The sequence below is a fragment of the Leptolyngbya sp. O-77 genome (assembly GCF_001548395.1).
Taxonomy (GTDB): Bacteria; Cyanobacteriota; Cyanobacteriia; order Elainellales; family Elainellaceae; genus Thermoleptolyngbya.
The window spans coordinates 1662650-1677766 of the sequence record NZ_AP017367.1; the positions used below are offsets into that span (position 1 = coordinate 1662650).

A 15117-nucleotide genomic window follows, 5' to 3' on the forward strand; every position below is an offset into this window, starting at 1 on the left:
GCCCAAATCACTTATGTCTCAAGTTCATGTGGCGATCGCCATTCTGCATCAAGACGGTCAGTTTCTCCTGCAACTGCGGGACGACATTCCGGGAATCTATTACCCTGGGTGCTGGGGTTTCTTTGGGGGCCACGTCGAGCCAGATGAAGCGCCTGCGGCGGCGGTGCGGCGGGAACTGCTGGAGGAAATTGGCTACGCGCCGCCTGTGCTAGAGCCGTTTGCCCGCTATGAACTAGAAGACGTGGTGCGGCATGTGTTTCATGGTCGCCTGGATGTGCCCGTAGATCGCTTGCAGTTGAATGAAGGCTGGGACTTGGGGCTGCTCAGCCTGGAGGATATTCAGCGGGGCGATCGCTACTCGGCACGGGCGGGTCAGGTGCGGCCGCTGGGCCAGCCCCATCGCAAAATCTTGCTGGAGTTTGTGGAACGGGGTTTTCTGAAGTCGGCTTGATTCAGAATTTTCGTGGATTAGACAAGTTTTTATGAGCGATGCGTTTAGCCAACAAAGAGAGCGGGGCGCAATGGGCCATCAGGGGGCGCTGGGTGCAGACACGGCGGGCAATTCTCTACCCCGTTCAAACGGGAGTTCAAACGGCTTAGACTACCGCATTCGCGTCAGCAAGCGGGCCAAAAACATCAATATTCATGTCTCGCATTGGGGCGACGTGGAAATCGTCATTCCCCCCAGCGTTGACCCGCGCCAGGTGCCGGAGATTGTGGAGCGGCGACGGGAATGGATCGTGCGGACGCGACAGCGCTTTCTGGATCGCCAGGAAACCATGCCGCTGGACGTGGTGCAGCCCTTGCCGGAGGAAATTCAACTGCGATCGCTCCCCGAAACCTGGACTGTCATCTACGCGCCTGCCCCTGGAACCCAGCTCACGACCACCACCCGCAGCCCTCGCCAGCTTCACGTCCACGGCCCGACGGAAAATCTAGAAAGCTGCCAATCGCTCCTGCGGCGCTGGCTCAACCGCAAGGCGACCTACCACTTTTTGCCCTGGCTGCGGCAGGTGAGCCGCGAGATTGACCTGCCCTACACCAGCGCCTCTGTCCGCCAGCAAAAGACGCGCTGGGCAAGCTGCTCCAGCAAACGCACCATCAGCCTGAATGCCAAGCTGCTGTTTTTGCCTGCGCCGCTGGTGCGCTACGTGTTTATTCACGAACTGTGCCACACGGTTCACATGAACCATTCCGCCCAGTTTTGGGCGCTGGTGGGCAAAAAAGAACCCAACTATGAACGGCTAGACCAGGAACTGCAAAAAGCCTGGTGCTATGTGCCTGCCTGGGTGGAGCGATCGCGCCCCACCAGCGCCACCCAATAACCCAATAAACTCACCTCAAAGTCTATGTTAGAAATTTTGAAAACTGGAGTATCATGACACAGCCAAAGGACGCAAGCCGTGAATTGGGTGCCTCAGGAATCGACTCCAGTGGATTGCCGGAGGCCTGTTCTGGCGCTCGGAGGGAAAGGGCGATCGCCCTGCTCACCAGGAATCCCCGTGAAACCACAGCCGCACCCCGGATCAAGCCCATGTCATTATATTTTGTATAACCTTGCCTAAAAGGCGGTTCCCATGAGGTGTCCCTTCTGTCAATTTACCGACAACCGCGTTCTGGAATCTCGCTCGGCCGAGTCGGGGCAAAGCGTCCGGCGGCGGCGCGAGTGCCTGAGCTGTGGGCGACGGTTCACCACCTACGAGCGCATTGAATTTGTGCCCGTGATTGTGGTCAAGCGGAATGGCGCACGGGAATCCTTCGACCGCTCCAAGGTGCTGCGCGGCATCATGCGGGCCTGCGAGAAAACAGGGATTCCCCATTTAGAACTGGAAAATCTGGTAGACGAAATCGAGGCCGAGCTTCAGCAGCGGTCGGTGCGCGAAGTGCCCAGCCAGGAAATTGGCGAACTGGTGCTGGATCGGCTGCAAGACCTGAATGAAGTCGCCTACATCCGCTTTGCCTCGGTCTATCGCCAGTTTCGCGGCATTCGTGATTTCGTAAACACCCTCAACCAACTTCAGGGCGCATTGGGAAACGGCAGCGAGTCTGAGCGCAGAGGGGCGATCGCCCCTGCGGTTCTAGACCCCTCTGAGCAGGAAGATGAGCTGGGTGTCTTATGAGGCAAGCCACGGTCACCCATTATTCTGCTGCAAATTTGGGGCAGCCAGCCGCTCAATGAAGCCCTCTTTGCACGAGTTTCAGCCAGACAGAACCCCACATGCGAGAAAATTGCAAAGTTATACAAGAATTCCGCAAAAGTCTGGCTACCTGAAGGGCGACCGTGGGGTATGATAGATCTCCTAGGGTTAGCAACAACTTCGATGCTGCGCTTACAATAGAAGGCGGCTGGAATGGCAGCGTCTAAAACACAGTATCTCGAAGTATCTGGTTACGCCCCTTTGGGTGTACATCTGTCAGTCCAGCGCTAGCGGATGCCAGCGGCGGTCGGGCATGTTGTGCATTAGCTTAAGGAGAATGTCGGCCCAACAAAAACTACGGAGACGAACACTAGGAAACGATTAGCATGGTCAATCAGGAAAAAGTAGACATTGGTTTTACGCACGAAGACTTTGCCGCTCTTCTCGACCAGTATGACTATCACTTCAGCCCCGGTGATATTGTGGCGGGGACAGTGTTTAGTTTGGAGCCGAGGGGCGCTCTGATTGACATTGGCGCTAAGACGGCCGCCTACATCCCCATCCAGGAGATGTCGATCAACCGCATCGATACGCCGGATGAGGTGTTGCAGTCCAACGAAACCCGTGAGTTTTATATCCTCACCGACGAAAACGAAGAAGGCCAGCTAACGCTGTCGATTCGTCGGATTGAGTATATGCGAGCCTGGGAGCGTGTTCGTCAGCTTCAGGCAGAAGACGCAACGGTTCGCTCTGCCGTGTTTGCGACCAACCGGGGCGGTGCCCTAGTGCGGATTGAAGGGCTACGCGGCTTTATTCCAGGCTCCCACATCAGCACCCGCAAGCCCAAGGAAGACCTAGTGGGCGAAGAACTGCCCCTGAAGTTTTTGGAAGTGGACGAAGAGCGCAACCGTCTGGTGCTGAGCCATCGTCGCGCCCTGGTAGAGCGCAAGATGAACCGCCTGGAGGTGGGCGAAGTAGTCGTGGGAACAGTTCGTGGACTGAAGCCCTACGGCGCTTTCATTGACATTGGTGGTGTGAGCGGTCTGCTGCATATTTCCGAAATCTCTCACGACCACATCGACACGCCGCATAGCGTCTTTAACCAGAACGACGAAGTGAAGGTCATGATCATTGACCTAGACGCTGAACGGGGTCGGATTTCGCTGTCTACCAAGCAGCTTGAACCCGAACCGGGCGACATGGTGAAAAACCCCGATGTGGTTTACGAGAAGGCAGAGGAGATGGCTGCCCGCTGGCGAGAGCAAAAGCTCCAGCCCGCGCAGTCGGCTGATGCTGGGCTTCCAGAGACAGCAGACTACGAAGTGGAAGAAGTGCTGCTGGCTGCTGAGTAAGCGTCTAGCGTTTGGAGTACTACCGCTTGAGACCATAGGCTCAGTGCAGTAGAACGAATAAATTGATTAGAACATGTTAATCGTTGGCGTTTCAGATGGAGACGCTTCTGACTGAGGAGGGGTTGTCCCTCCTTTTTGTTTGTTAGGACTGACGCAGTTGGTGTGCTTGTGGGGCAAGGATGCTGATTCGGTGTGGCTCGGTGATGTTTCCAGATGTGCAGGCGGTGGTCTTCGATAAAGACGGCACGCTGGCAGATTCAGCACATTTTTTGCGGATGCTGGCCCAGCGGCGATCGCGCTTGATTGATGCCCGCGTTCCCGGTGTGGAAAGCCCCCTCCAGCTTGCCTTTGGGCTGGACGGGGATCAGTTAAATCCGGCTGGATTGATGGCCGTGGGCACCCGCCGCGAAAACGAGATTGCAGCCGCCGCCTATGTTGCGGAAACGGGGCGCGGCTGGCTAGAGTCGCTGGCTTTAGTACAGTCGGCGTTTCTAGAGGCGGATCAGTCTTTTTCACGCAAGGCCGATCATACGCCCTGCTATGAAGACGGGGCAGAAACGCTGCAAAGATTGGCAGCCGCGGGTCTAAAGCTGGCAATTTTGTCATCGGATACAACGGCTCAGGTGGTGGACTTTGCCGACCGCTACGAACTCACGCCCTATTTGCAGGTGTGTCAGGGAACCGAGGAGGGGCCGAGCAAGCCTGACCCAGTGTTGCTAGCGCAGGTTTGCGGAAAATTGGGCGTGTTGCCAGGACAAACGCTGGTCGTGGGCGATTCTCAGGCGGATGTGCAGTTGGCGATCGCCGCTCGAGCGGCTGGATGTATTGGCATTGCCCGCAATCCGGCTGCTGTATCCGGCTTGGCAGGAGCCAGCAGCGTAATTGAAAGTCTTCAAGAAATCCGTCTCTGATGCTGTCCAAATAAAAATGCTGTCCAAATAAAAAAGGAGCATAGAACCTGAGTTCTACACCCCTTACCTTAAAAAAACAGAGTCTCTAGCGCGGGCCTAGTCGAAAGCGACCCAATCCATCGATACCCAGCCGCCATCGGCCAGGCGACCCCAGCCGCCAAAGATTTCCACGATATCGATGTAGGTTCCATTGGCGAGTTCGTCGATATCGATGAAGCCAGTGCCAGGGCCACTCCGGACAATCAGCGTACCGCCATTGGTGGAGACATAGTAGCCGCCGATGCCGCCACCGCCGCCGCCACCACCGCCACTGCCGCCAGCACTCAGCCAGTCCATCGACACCCAGCCGCCGCCAGACAACCGACCCCAGCCACCTGACACTTCGACGATGGTGACCGAGGTTCCGTTAAACAGTTCATCAATAATGGCAAAACCCGTGCCGGGGCCATTGCGAACCAGCAGCGTGCCGCCGTTAGTGTCAACAAAATAGTTGCCAGTGCCGCCGCCACCGCCGCCACCGCCACCACCGCTACCGCCAGGGCTAAGCCAGTCCATCGACACCCAGCCGCCGCCAGACAACCGACCCCAGCCACCTGACACTTCGACGATGGTGACCGAGGTTCCGTTAAACAGTTCATCAATAATGGCAAAACCCGTGCCGGGGCCATTGCGAACCAGCAGCGTGCCGCCGTTGGTGGAGACAAAGTAGTTGCCGCCGCCGCCGCTAGTGCCGTCACCATCATCACCACCGCTTTCGACGGTCCAGTCTCGTGAGATCCAGCCGCCGCCTGAGATGTTATACCAGCCGCCAGAGGAACCCACCACGCGAACCACCGTGCCGTTCGACAGATAGTCGATGGGCGCAAACCTAGTGCCTGGGCCGTTGCGGACAGTCAGGGGGCTGCCATTGGTAGATACTCTCACAAAATCGGGGCCGCCGTCGTCAGGGGGACCGCCAACGCCGCAACTAACGCCCACGTTGTAAATTGAACCGCTCAGGCCGAGGCTGCTTGCAGTGGCTGGGCCGACTACGCCATCAACAGCAAGACCCTTAGACAATTGAAACCGTCTGACGGCGGACAGCGTATTGGAGCCAAAAACGCTGTCGATAGAACCGGGGCTGAAGCCTGCCGAAGCGAGAGCGCTCTGCACATCTCCCACTTGGGCACAGGTGTCGCCAAAGCGAACCACCGCTTGGGCTTCTGGCGCAACGCCGCCAACAGCAGACACGACGACTGCGGTAGAGAGAGTTCCCAGCCAGACCGAGCTAGGAATTTCCAGGCTTACCTGAAGTTCAGGAGCCGGATTCGGGTCTTCGTAGGCAACCGCAGCATGAATATATGCTAGTGATTCCATAAGTCTCCTCACTCGTTTAACACGAGTTTTTCATGTTTTTAGACAGAACCGAGGCTCAGGTTTAGTCAGGTTAAAACCCAAAAAAATCGACGCTTCTTGGGGCTATTTAAACCCAGGCTATTTCTCTCTAGAGGGCACCCGCAATATGAGAATCTGCGTGTTCTTGGAAAGAAATGGACGGCGAAGAAGGGCAGCTTTAAACCTAAACTATTTCCTGAATTATCCTACGAACTCTGGAAATCGCAAAGTGGATCGTGCAAAAATCTGGATCTAGCGAGGAGGCGATCGCCCTGAGTATTTCCAAATACGGGCAAACGGGTGATCGCAACAAATCTGTAAACCAGGGCTGATTAAGAAACCTACTCAGGAAAGGGCAAAGTCTGCCCGCGACATATTGTGTCGATCCGCTACATTTTGCCACTAAACTTCTAAAGAAATTCTGAAAACCACTAGCCCCAAAAGCCCCTGCCTTGTAGTACAAAAAGACTGATTTGCGTTTTTTTAATTTGTCCGATCTGGTGATGAGAATTATGGGTTTGCTTTTTAGGTCTAGTGGCTCAAGGTGATGCAGCATACAAATTCTCACAATGATTCGACCCATCGCTTCAATTTGCCCGACTCTCCTTTAAGACCTAACGCTGAATCTGTTGTGAAAGCAACCCTCACATTCTCCCTATGGATCTGGCAACAAGTCGCTCTAAAAATCCAAACTGCGATCGCGATTTTGCCTGATCTTTGTCTGACTGGATAGGGCGGATAGCTGAGTTGAGACGGGTTGACCGTGAGATGCTGATTGGCAAGCAAGATTCCCAGAATAGAGCCTCAGAAGAAGCGATCGCCTTGCAGGTTGAAAGGTCTCTCAGCTTGCTCCCTTGCAGTCGAATAATGCCCTCAAGAACCTGCTGATCCTGGTTCCTAAAACCAGATTTAGAGGATTTGCAAAGCCGAAAATGACGATGAATAGGGCGCTGTTTTACAAGGACGGGAGATGCGGACTAAGGGCGATCGCAGCTTCATTTGCAAAGAAAACTGCAACAGATTGAAACGGATATTTGCGTTAGCAAGCGGCAACGTTCATCCCTGCTGGGATTGCGCTACGATTGCGAGAGAAAGAAAAAAGTCAGGCAAGTAAAAGGAAACATCGCTTCATGTTCGACGAAATTGACAAGTCGATATCCTTCGATGGCAGGGATATTCGGCTAAAGGTGGGGCTGTTGGCTCCCCAGGCAGGCGGCGCAGTGCTCGTGCAGTCAGAAGATACCGCCGTATTTGTGACCGCGACCCGTGCCTCAGCGCGAGAGGGAATCGACTTTTTGCCGCTGCTGGTCGATTACGAAGAGAGACTCTACGCAGCGGGGCGGATTCCGGGTGGTTTTTTGAGACGGGAGGGGCGGCCCCCTGAAAAGGCAACGCTCGTGAGTCGATTAATCGATCGCCCCCTGCGCCCCCCTGTTTCCCGGCTGGTTGCGGGACGACATCCAGGTTGTGGGCCACTACGATGTCGATGGATGAACGAGTACCGCCCGATGTGTTGGCTGTCACGGGTGCTTCAATCGCCACGCTGCTGGCCAAGATTCCCTTCAATGGCCCAATGGCGGCGGTGCGTGTCGGGCTAATTGGCGACGACTTTATTATCAACCCCACCTACAAAGAGATTGAGGAGGGTGATCTGGATCTGGTGGTCGCAGGTTCGCCTGAAGGCGTGATCATGGTGGAAGCGGGCGCAAACCAGCTTCCAGAGCAGGACATGATCGAGGCGATCGACTTTGGTTATGAAGCGGTGCGTGACCTGATTCAGGCGCAGCTTGACCTGATGAAGGAACTGGGCATCGAACTTGTGAAAGAAGCGGAGCCAGAGGTCGATTCTACACTAGAAGACTTTATTGGCGATCGCACCACGCAAGCGATCAAAGAAATCCTGACGCACTTTGAATACACGAAGGGCGAGCGTGATGCCAAGCTAGACGAGGTGAAAGCCGCCGTCGCCGCCGAAATCGCGGAAATGCCGGAAGACAGCCCCATCCGCATGGCGGCGGAGGCCAACCCCAAAGCCCTGCCCACTGTGTTCAAGAGCTTTACCAAGAAGCTAATGCGGAAGCAGATTATCGAAGACGGGGTGCGCGTAGACGGGCGCAAGCTGGATGAAGTCCGCAAGATTAGCTGCCGCACGGGGGTTTTGCCCAGTCGGGTTCACGGCAGCGCCCTGTTTCAGCGGGAGCTAACCCAGGTGTTGTCGGTGGTGACGCTGGGCACCCCAGGCGACGCGCAGGAAATGGACGACCTGCACCCTGATGAAGAAAAGCGCTACATGCACCACTACAACATGCCCCCCTATTCCGTGGGCGAAACAAAACCGATGCGATCGCCCGGCCGCCGCGAAATCGGCCACGGAGCCCTGGCAGAGCGGGCGCTGGTGCCAGTTTTGCCCGAAAAATCGGACTTCCCCTACGTGATCCGCGTCGTATCCGAAGTGCTATCTTCCAACGGCTCCACCTCAATGGGGTCGGTCTGTGGCTCCACCCTAGCGCTGATGGATGCGGGCGTACCCATTTCCAAGCCCGTCAGCGGAGCCGCCATGGGGCTGATCAAAGAAGGAGATGAAGTCCGCATCCTGACCGACATTCAGGGCATCGAAGACTTCCTCGGCGACATGGACTTCAAGGTGGCGGGCACCGACACGGGCATCACGGCGCTGCAAATGGACATGAAGATTACGGGGCTGCCCGTCTCCGTCGTAGCAGATGCGATCAACCAGGCCCGCGCCGCCCGACTGCACATCCTTGAAAAAATGCTAGCCGCCATCGACAAGCCCCGTGCAGAACTGTCGCCCTATGCACCGCGCCTGCTGACCATCAAGATTGACCCCGAATTTATCGGCATGGTGATTGGCCCCGGCGGCAAGACCATCAAGGGCATCACCGAGCAAACCGGAGCCAAGGTCGACATCGAAGACGATGGCACCGTCACTATCTCCGCAATTGATGGCGAAAAGGCCAAGGCTGCCCGCGCCATTATCGAAGGCATGACCCGCAAGCTCAGCGCAGGCGATGTCTATGTGGGTAAGGTAACGCGCATCATCCCCATTGGGGCATTTGTGGAATTCCTCCCTGGCAAGGAGGGCATGATCCACATTTCGCAACTGGCGGACTATCGCGTGGGCAAGGTCGAAGATGAAGTCGCTGTTGGCGATGAGGTAATTGTGAAAGTGCGCGAGATCGACCAGCGCGGCCGGATTAACCTGACTCGTCTCGGCATTCATCCCGATGAGGCAACCGCTGCCCGTGCCGCCGCCGCGCAGTAGATGAGCAGCCGATATCAATTAGCAGCCGATATCAACTGGGGGTCAGGTTTTAGAGCTTGGAAGGGCGAGGTGTTCAAACCAAGCTACTCTCCAGCCGTTGAAATTTAGCACCTGACCCCTAAAGCTTCAAACGGGTTCCTTGGCAGCAGGCAAGATACCCCGGCGGCTGAATCCATTATCCAGGCGGTTCAGAAGCTCCAAATCCGCTTCGGGCAGGGCAGCCGATGGCGTGCCCGCTGCTGGGAGCGGCTTTTCTAGGAAGGTAAAGGCACGGCGAAACTGGCGCGAGTCTGCCAGTAGCGGCGCGTCTAGATGGCAGGGCAGAATGCGGTGAAAGTCCCAGCCTGCAACTCTGGCTGCCCAATCCAGGGTTTCCTGGGGGGCACGGTTGAGGATGAGCTTTTGCAGAATGGGGGCGACGAGTAGCCGTCCGTCTTGGCGCAAGGCATCAAAGGACTGTTCCCAGCCGGGTTTCCAGCGAAACGGATAGAGGCCGAAATAGTTGCGCCGAGAGCGATCGCCCACCTGGGTTGCCTCTGCAAACACCTCACCCCACGGCGGCACCTCCAGCGCTCCGGGGCTAAAGTAAAAGGCAAATAGCGCAATTCGCCGCCAGCCCTTGAGGCGGTTGGCGGGTGTGTCTTCGGGAACTTCCGAAGCGCGATCGCGGGCATGGAACAGCAGCGGAAATGGGTCAAGCTGCACCACAGGCGGCGGCTCAGCGGGAATTGAGACAATGGAATCGGTGAGCAGGAGGGAGTGCGATCGCCGATGAAAAAACGCCACCTCCTCAAACGGGCCAACGCCCAGATGAATCGGCCCCAGCACGGCATAGTCAAACTCATCGGCAAAGGGCGCATCTTGTGGAGTCTTGGGCAAGGGCTGTGTCCGGCCCAGCGGCAAGCCAAGCCAGCTCAGCGGCAGATTGAGCGGAAAGCTCCACTGATGTGGCGCGACAAACACCTGGGCCGCGCGGAACTGCCGCGCAAACGGCCCGACAAACACCTTATGCTCGATGCCCGATACCGTGGGCAGAATGATGTACTTCACTGGGCCGTGTTGTGCTTCTAGCTCCCGCAGCAGACGCACACATTCTCCAGTGGGGGCGATCGGCGCGTAGACCAGCAGCCCGCCCGCGACCAGTCGCACCACCGTCATCCGAATCGGCACCACCACATAAAAAATGCCCTGGACTTGGTCAAACGTCCAGACTGTATCTTTCACAATCTCAGTTCGCAGGGTGCGCCGATTGCCGTAGGGATACAGCGGCACGAGGGGCCAGAAGGGCCAGCGCCAGTCTGACGAATTTTCAGACGAATCTTCAAAAAATACGCGCTGCGGCAGGCCCGAGGCCGGTGCTGGCTGCCGGCTGCCGCATCCATTCAGAGTGGAATCATCCACAGTTGTTAATCCAGCAATCAAAAAGACAGGGATAAGACGGAAACCTTCATCCTATCCCTATCTAATCGCCAAACCAATCGCTTTAGCAATCCTGAGCCGCGTTTCTAGATGACCCCATGCTGCCTAAACCAGTCCTGCATTCGCTGCCAGCCATCGGCGGCGGCTTCGGGGCGATAGGTGGGGCGATAGTCGGCATGGAAGCCGTGGGGCGCTTCGGGATAGATGATAATTTCGCTGGGCGCGTTGGCGGCCTTGAGTGCAGACTTCATTTGCTCCACGCTGTCCAGGGGAATGCCGTCGTCCTTTTCGCCGTACAGTCCTAACACAGGAGCCTTGATGTCTGCTGCCACATCCACCGGGAATTGCGGCTGTAGCTCGGTCGGCGTGCCCACCAAACGACCATACCAGGCAACGCCCGCCTTGAGTTGGGGATTGTGAGCGGCGTAGAGCCAGGTAATGCGCCCGCCCCAGCAAAAGCCCGTAATGCCCAGTCGGGTCGAGTCGCCCCCTGCGGTGGCTGCCCAGGCGGCGGTCGCATCCAGGTCGGACATGACCTGAGCATCGGGCACCTGGGCCACGATGGGCCGAATCGCGTCGATATTGGGAAGCTGCGTTACGTCGCCCTGGCGCTCGAACAGACTGGGGGCGATCGCCAAATAGCCCAGTTGCGCCAGCCGACGGCATACGTCCTGAATGTAGGCATGGATGCCAAAAATCTCTTGCACCACCAGCACAACGGGAAAGCCCGTGCCCGTGCTGGGCATGGCTCGATAGGCGGGAATGTCGCGATCGCCCGCGGGAACCGAGACAAACCCAGCCGTCAGACCCGCATCGCTGGTGGTAATGGTTTCAGCCGAGATGGGGCGCACGGCCACCGCGAAGCCCGCCGCCAAAGTGCCTAGCAGCAGGTCGCGACGACGAATGCCCAGCGGCAGACGAGAGTTGGAGGCGTTAGGGGACATAGGCTTTAATTAAGTTTTGTAAACTGCGTCTGGGTGGATTGTATCGCCTTGGGGGCGATCGCCCGAATCCCTCTCCAGATAGACAAACCTCGTCCCCTGCAAACCTTGCCTAGCTAATCAGCCCAGAGCGCAGCGCCAGCACCGCCGCCTGGGTGCGGTCATCCGCACAGAGCTTATTGAGAATGTTGCGGACGTGGGTTTTGACCGTGCCCACCGTGATGAACAACTGCTCGGCGATCGCCGCATTGCTGTAGCCCGCCACAATTAGCTCCAGAATTTCCAGTTCCCGCTCGGTGAGTGGAGAATTTTCCAGCAGTTGCTCCACTTCAGGCTTTACGGCGCTAATCGTGACCGTCTTGGTTTCCACACCCATATTGTCAGGAACGGCTTGCCGCATCTGGCGCAATACAATGCCCGCAATGGTTGGGTCGATCCAGGAATTGCCGCCGTGGGTTGCGTGCAGCGCTTCTGCCAGCTTGTCGATGCTAATGTCCTTCATGCAGTAGGAATCGGCTCCCGCTGCAAATGCTGCCAGCACCGACTCTTCGCTATCGTGCATGGTGAGAATCAGCACCTTCGTCTTGCGCCCGTCTTCCAGCCCGCTCTGCTGCTCACGAAACTTGCGCGTTAGCTCGATACCATCCATATCGGGCAGGCCAATATCGACAATGGCCACGTCTGGCCGAGCATCTTGCAGCATTTGCAGCCCGCTGGCCGCATTTGCCGCCTCGCCCAAGACCCGAATCCCGGCTTGCCGCTGGAGCGCCGCCCGCAAGCCGACACGGGTGAGGTCGTGGTCTTCGATTAGCGTCACACTAATTTCGGTCGCTGTATCGGTTTGCATATTGTCTTGCTCTAGTGCCATAGGTTTCAGTGTCACAGTATGGATGAACAGTGTGGGTGAACAGTGTGGATGATTAAACGTTTCGCTGATACGTCTAAAAGATGAGTTGGGAAGATGCGCTGGGAAATCTAGTTGGAACAAGCTTGCCTGGAAAGGTTTATTTCAAAGAAATTGCTTAAACCTATTTTCTCTGAACTTCTGCTCTGAACTTCTGCTCCGAAAATCTGAGAGATTTGAGTCTGAGCGAATCTGCTCAAATCCGACCAAACTAATTTGAATTCAATTTTGAATTCAATAAACCTATCCAAACGAGCCTGACTGATTTATCCGAAACATTGCCCTAACAAATCTCACCTCGTCTGGTTGCATTCCGTCATGCGTCAGCCGTTCTACTCATCATGAGCGTAATTCGTCAAAGTGAGCCTTAGTAAATCCCAGAGATGATCTCTGTCAGCTATGTTGCCCAATGCAGCCATGTTGCCCAGTGCTGTGTTGTCCAATGCTACGATGTCCAATCACGTTATCCAGTTATGTTGTCATCTAGCTTGCTGTCTAGATTTTTCGTTCTAAACCGCAAGATAGGCAGCATTATGGTTGGCAGCCTCTACCCGCGTCATCCGTCAGTGGAGAGAGACTAAACTTGCGCGGGATGAAAAAGATACTACCCAAGACATAGCGTTGAGAATCCACTGAACTGCCAAGATTAAGAGTAGTTGCAATGTGAGGAATAGACGACGTAGTTGCTGAACCCTCTGAGACAGTGGCTCAGCCTCGGCAGCTATGAACCTAAGAGGAAAGGCATGAGGCGTGGTAAGGATCAGTGTTCCATCTTGAATCGGCAGGTGTTTAGCAACTGGTCGAGGCTGCCAGTTTCTTACCGAGGGGCCGCGATCGCCGCGATTCCGGCAACCTGTCTGGCGATCGCCCTTGGGTCTTGGGTTTGGTCGATCAACATGTTAAGCGGCACTCGGAAACAGATCGAGGCAACGCGGGACGTGATTGCCGCCACCGACAATGTGCTGATTGACCTGCTCAATGCGGAAACAGGTGTCCGGGGCTACGGAATTACGCGCAACACCAGCTACCTTGCTCCCTACGAACGCGCCAAAGCAAGCCTAGATGAGAGCCTGAATCGGCTGGAAGTGAGCTATCAATACGGGGTTTCTGAGGCGGAGCGCGATCGCCGCAGTCAAGAAGTGGCTCAGCTAAAGCAACTGGTAGACCGGAGTGTGGGGCTGTTGGATGACAAGGTTAATGTGCTGATCAATCAGTCCGATGTCCCGATCACTGACCCTTTATTCGTTAACCTGCTAGACGAGGGCAAAGGTACGGTCGATGCGACGCGGGCATTTGTCGTCCAGTTGCAAAAGCGAGAGCAGTCTCGGTTGGATGCCTACACGATTAAGCGTTCTCGATTGCTAGACACCACCTCAACCATCATTGGGCTGACGGCGGGGCTGAGCCTGATGGCTTCTACGGCTGCGGTGTACCTGTTTCGCCAGCTCGACCGCGACCTGCGGAGTCGAGAACAACTGCTACAAGAGAGCAGACAACTGCTTCAGGCGATCGTGGGCAATGTGGTGGATGGCGTGGTGACGCTGGACGAACACGACGAAATCGAGATTTTCAACACTGCTGCGGAACAACTGTTTGGCTATCGGGCTGAAGAGGTGGAGGGACAACCGCTAGATGTGCTGCTAGCTCCGCCAGAGTTGCCCGCGTCCGAAGCTGTCAGCCCTGAGACGACCAGCCCTGAGGCGGTTATATCTGGGACGACCAGCCCTGAGACGGCCAGCCCCGAAGCCGCCAGCCCCGAAACTGCGAATAACACCCTCTCGCTAATTCAGCCAGGACAGCCCCATCGAGTGATCGGGCGGCGACAAGATGGCTCTCATTTTCCGTTGGAGATTTCCATCAGCGAGATTCAGTTTGAGAATCGGCGGATTGCGATTATTCGGGACATCACTCAGTTTTTGGAAACGGAAGCCAAGCTTAAGGCGCGGGCAGATGAGCTAGATCGTCTGACGCATGACCTCGCAGAGACGAACGAAATGCTGGAAGATCGCAACCGCGAGCTGGAACAGTTCGCCTATGTTGCATCCCACGATTTGAAGGCTCCGCTGCGGGCGATCGCCAACCTCTCAGAGTGGATCGAGGAAGACCTGTCGGGACAACTGCCCCCAGAAAACCAGCAGCAGCTTCACCTGCTACGGGGGCGCGTGCATCGTATGGAAGCGCTGATCAACGGGCTGCTGGAATATTCCCGCGTTGGGCGTGTGGAGTCTCCGGTGGAGCGAGTGTCCTTGTCGGTGCTGCTTGACGAGGTTATTGATTCTATCGACCCACCCGACACGTTCACCATTACGATCCCGCCCGACCTGCCGACCTTGATTACCAAGCGGCTGCCCCTGCGACAGGTCTTTGCCAACCTGATTAGCAACGCGGTCAAGCATCACGACCGGACGGATGGGCAAGTGCGAATCGGGGTCAGAGATTTGGGCGATCGCTACGAGTTTTCGGTAGCCGACGACGGTCCAGGCATTGCGCCGGAATATCACCGCAAGATTTTCATGATTTTTCAAACGCTCCAGGCCCGCGATGTGAAGGAAAGTACGGGCGTGGGGCTTTCTATCGTAAAGCGCATCGTAGAAACAGAAGGAGGGACGATTCGCCTAGATTCGGAAGAGGGCGCAGGCACGACCTTTTACTTTACCTGGAATAAATAGCTGTTTAGAAGCGTTTTAGAAGCGTTTACAGCATTTTCTTGCGGGGTGAGGCACACGCTGCCCTCACGAGGCAAGGGCTTATTGACCATCCGTGTGCCTCACTAGCTTCAAAAATGCTGTAGAAGC

At 56.2% G+C, this 15117-nt stretch carries 10 protein-coding genes and 1 pseudogene; 7 read left to right on the forward strand and 4 right to left on the reverse strand.

The genetic code is table 11. The annotated features are described in order from the left end of the window. Nucleotides 1–13: 13 nt before the first annotated feature. The 5 genes from O77CONTIG1_RS07135 to O77CONTIG1_RS07155 all read left to right on the forward strand — a co-directional run bounded on the left by O77CONTIG1_RS07135 (nucleotide 14) and on the right by O77CONTIG1_RS07155 (nucleotide 4401). Entirely contained in the window at nucleotides 14–451 is a 438-nt protein-coding gene (locus tag O77CONTIG1_RS07135; RefSeq protein ID WP_068509270.1) for an NUDIX hydrolase, read from the forward strand. 31 nt (nucleotides 452–482) lie between these two features. After that, on the forward strand, nucleotides 483–1325 hold the full coding sequence (locus O77CONTIG1_RS07140) for a M48 family metallopeptidase (RefSeq protein ID WP_068509272.1): 843 nt from the start codon (nucleotides 483–485) through the stop codon (nucleotides 1323–1325). A 252-nt stretch (nucleotides 1326–1577) separates the two neighbouring features. Further along, nucleotides 1578–2120, forward strand: a complete 543-nt coding sequence (nrdR, locus tag O77CONTIG1_RS07145) for a transcriptional regulator NrdR (RefSeq protein WP_084782309.1) — start codon at nucleotides 1578–1580, stop codon at nucleotides 2118–2120. 404 nt (nucleotides 2121–2524) lie between these two features. Then, nucleotides 2525–3490 (forward strand): 30S ribosomal protein S1, encoded by a 966-nt coding sequence (locus tag O77CONTIG1_RS07150; protein ID WP_068509274.1) that lies wholly within the window; start codon nucleotides 2525–2527, stop codon nucleotides 3488–3490. A 179-nt stretch (nucleotides 3491–3669) separates the two neighbouring features. After that, on the forward strand, nucleotides 3670–4401 hold the full coding sequence (locus O77CONTIG1_RS07155; protein ID WP_068509276.1) for an HAD family hydrolase: 732 nt from the start codon (nucleotides 3670–3672) through the stop codon (nucleotides 4399–4401). Nucleotides 4402–4497: 96 nt separating this feature from the next. Here O77CONTIG1_RS07155 and O77CONTIG1_RS07160 read toward each other — a convergent pair whose 3' ends face one another. After that, nucleotides 4498–5757, reverse strand: a complete 1260-nt coding sequence (locus tag O77CONTIG1_RS07160) for an SH3 domain-containing protein (RefSeq protein ID WP_068509278.1) — start codon at nucleotides 5755–5757, stop codon at nucleotides 4498–4500. A 1148-nt stretch (nucleotides 5758–6905) separates the two neighbouring features. On the opposite strand from O77CONTIG1_RS07160, the pseudogene O77CONTIG1_RS07165 reads away from it, so the two are divergent. Continuing rightward, a pseudogene (locus tag O77CONTIG1_RS07165) lies at nucleotides 6906–9058 on the forward strand (polyribonucleotide nucleotidyltransferase). A 126-nt stretch (nucleotides 9059–9184) separates the two neighbouring features. On the opposite strand, the gene O77CONTIG1_RS07170 reads toward O77CONTIG1_RS07165, so the two are convergent. The 3 genes from O77CONTIG1_RS07170 to O77CONTIG1_RS07180 form a co-directional block, all read right to left on the reverse strand. Beyond that, nucleotides 9185–10459 (reverse strand): DUF4336 domain-containing protein, encoded by a 1275-nt coding sequence (locus O77CONTIG1_RS07170; protein ID WP_317134222.1) that lies wholly within the window; start codon nucleotides 10457–10459, stop codon nucleotides 9185–9187. 104 nt (nucleotides 10460–10563) lie between these two features. Further along, nucleotides 10564–11421, reverse strand: a complete 858-nt coding sequence (locus O77CONTIG1_RS07175) for a dienelactone hydrolase family protein (protein WP_068509279.1) — start codon at nucleotides 11419–11421, stop codon at nucleotides 10564–10566. 109 nt (nucleotides 11422–11530) lie between these two features. After that, the gene (locus tag O77CONTIG1_RS07180; protein WP_225894709.1) at nucleotides 11531–12286 is read right to left on the reverse strand and encodes a response regulator; all 756 of its coding nucleotides are present in this window, start codon (nucleotides 12284–12286) and stop codon (nucleotides 11531–11533) included. Between the two features lie 779 nt (nucleotides 12287–13065). Between O77CONTIG1_RS07180 and O77CONTIG1_RS07185 the strand changes: the two genes are divergently transcribed. After that, a complete protein-coding gene (locus tag O77CONTIG1_RS07185; RefSeq protein ID WP_084782312.1) occupies nucleotides 13066–14991 on the forward strand; it encodes an ATP-binding protein in 1926 nt (641 codons plus the stop codon). Nucleotides 14992–15117: the final 126 nt, after the last annotated feature.

Excerpts from the sequence above, each read along its gene's own strand:
- O77CONTIG1_RS07155 (WP_068509276.1), top strand. The coding sequence starts at position 3,670 with ATGCTGATTCGGTGTGGCTCGGTGATGTTTCCAGATGTGCAGGCGGTG.
- O77CONTIG1_RS07180 (WP_225894709.1), bottom strand. The coding sequence starts at position 12,286 with ATGGCACTAGAGCAAGACAATATGCAAACCGATACAGCGACCGAAATT.
- nrdR (WP_084782309.1), top strand. The coding sequence starts at position 1,578 with ATGAGGTGTCCCTTCTGTCAATTTACCGACAACCGCGTTCTGGAATCT.
- O77CONTIG1_RS07185 (WP_084782312.1), top strand. The coding sequence starts at position 13,066 with ATGAGGCGTGGTAAGGATCAGTGTTCCATCTTGAATCGGCAGGTGTTT.
- O77CONTIG1_RS07175 (WP_068509279.1), bottom strand. The coding sequence starts at position 11,421 with ATGTCCCCTAACGCCTCCAACTCTCGTCTGCCGCTGGGCATTCGTCGT.
- O77CONTIG1_RS07160 (WP_068509278.1), bottom strand. The coding sequence starts at position 5,757 with ATGGAATCACTAGCATATATTCATGCTGCGGTTGCCTACGAAGACCCG.
- O77CONTIG1_RS07135 (WP_068509270.1), top strand. The coding sequence starts at position 14 with ATGTCTCAAGTTCATGTGGCGATCGCCATTCTGCATCAAGACGGTCAG.
- O77CONTIG1_RS07150 (WP_068509274.1), top strand. The coding sequence starts at position 2,525 with ATGGTCAATCAGGAAAAAGTAGACATTGGTTTTACGCACGAAGACTTT.
- O77CONTIG1_RS07140 (WP_068509272.1), top strand. The coding sequence starts at position 483 with ATGAGCGATGCGTTTAGCCAACAAAGAGAGCGGGGCGCAATGGGCCAT.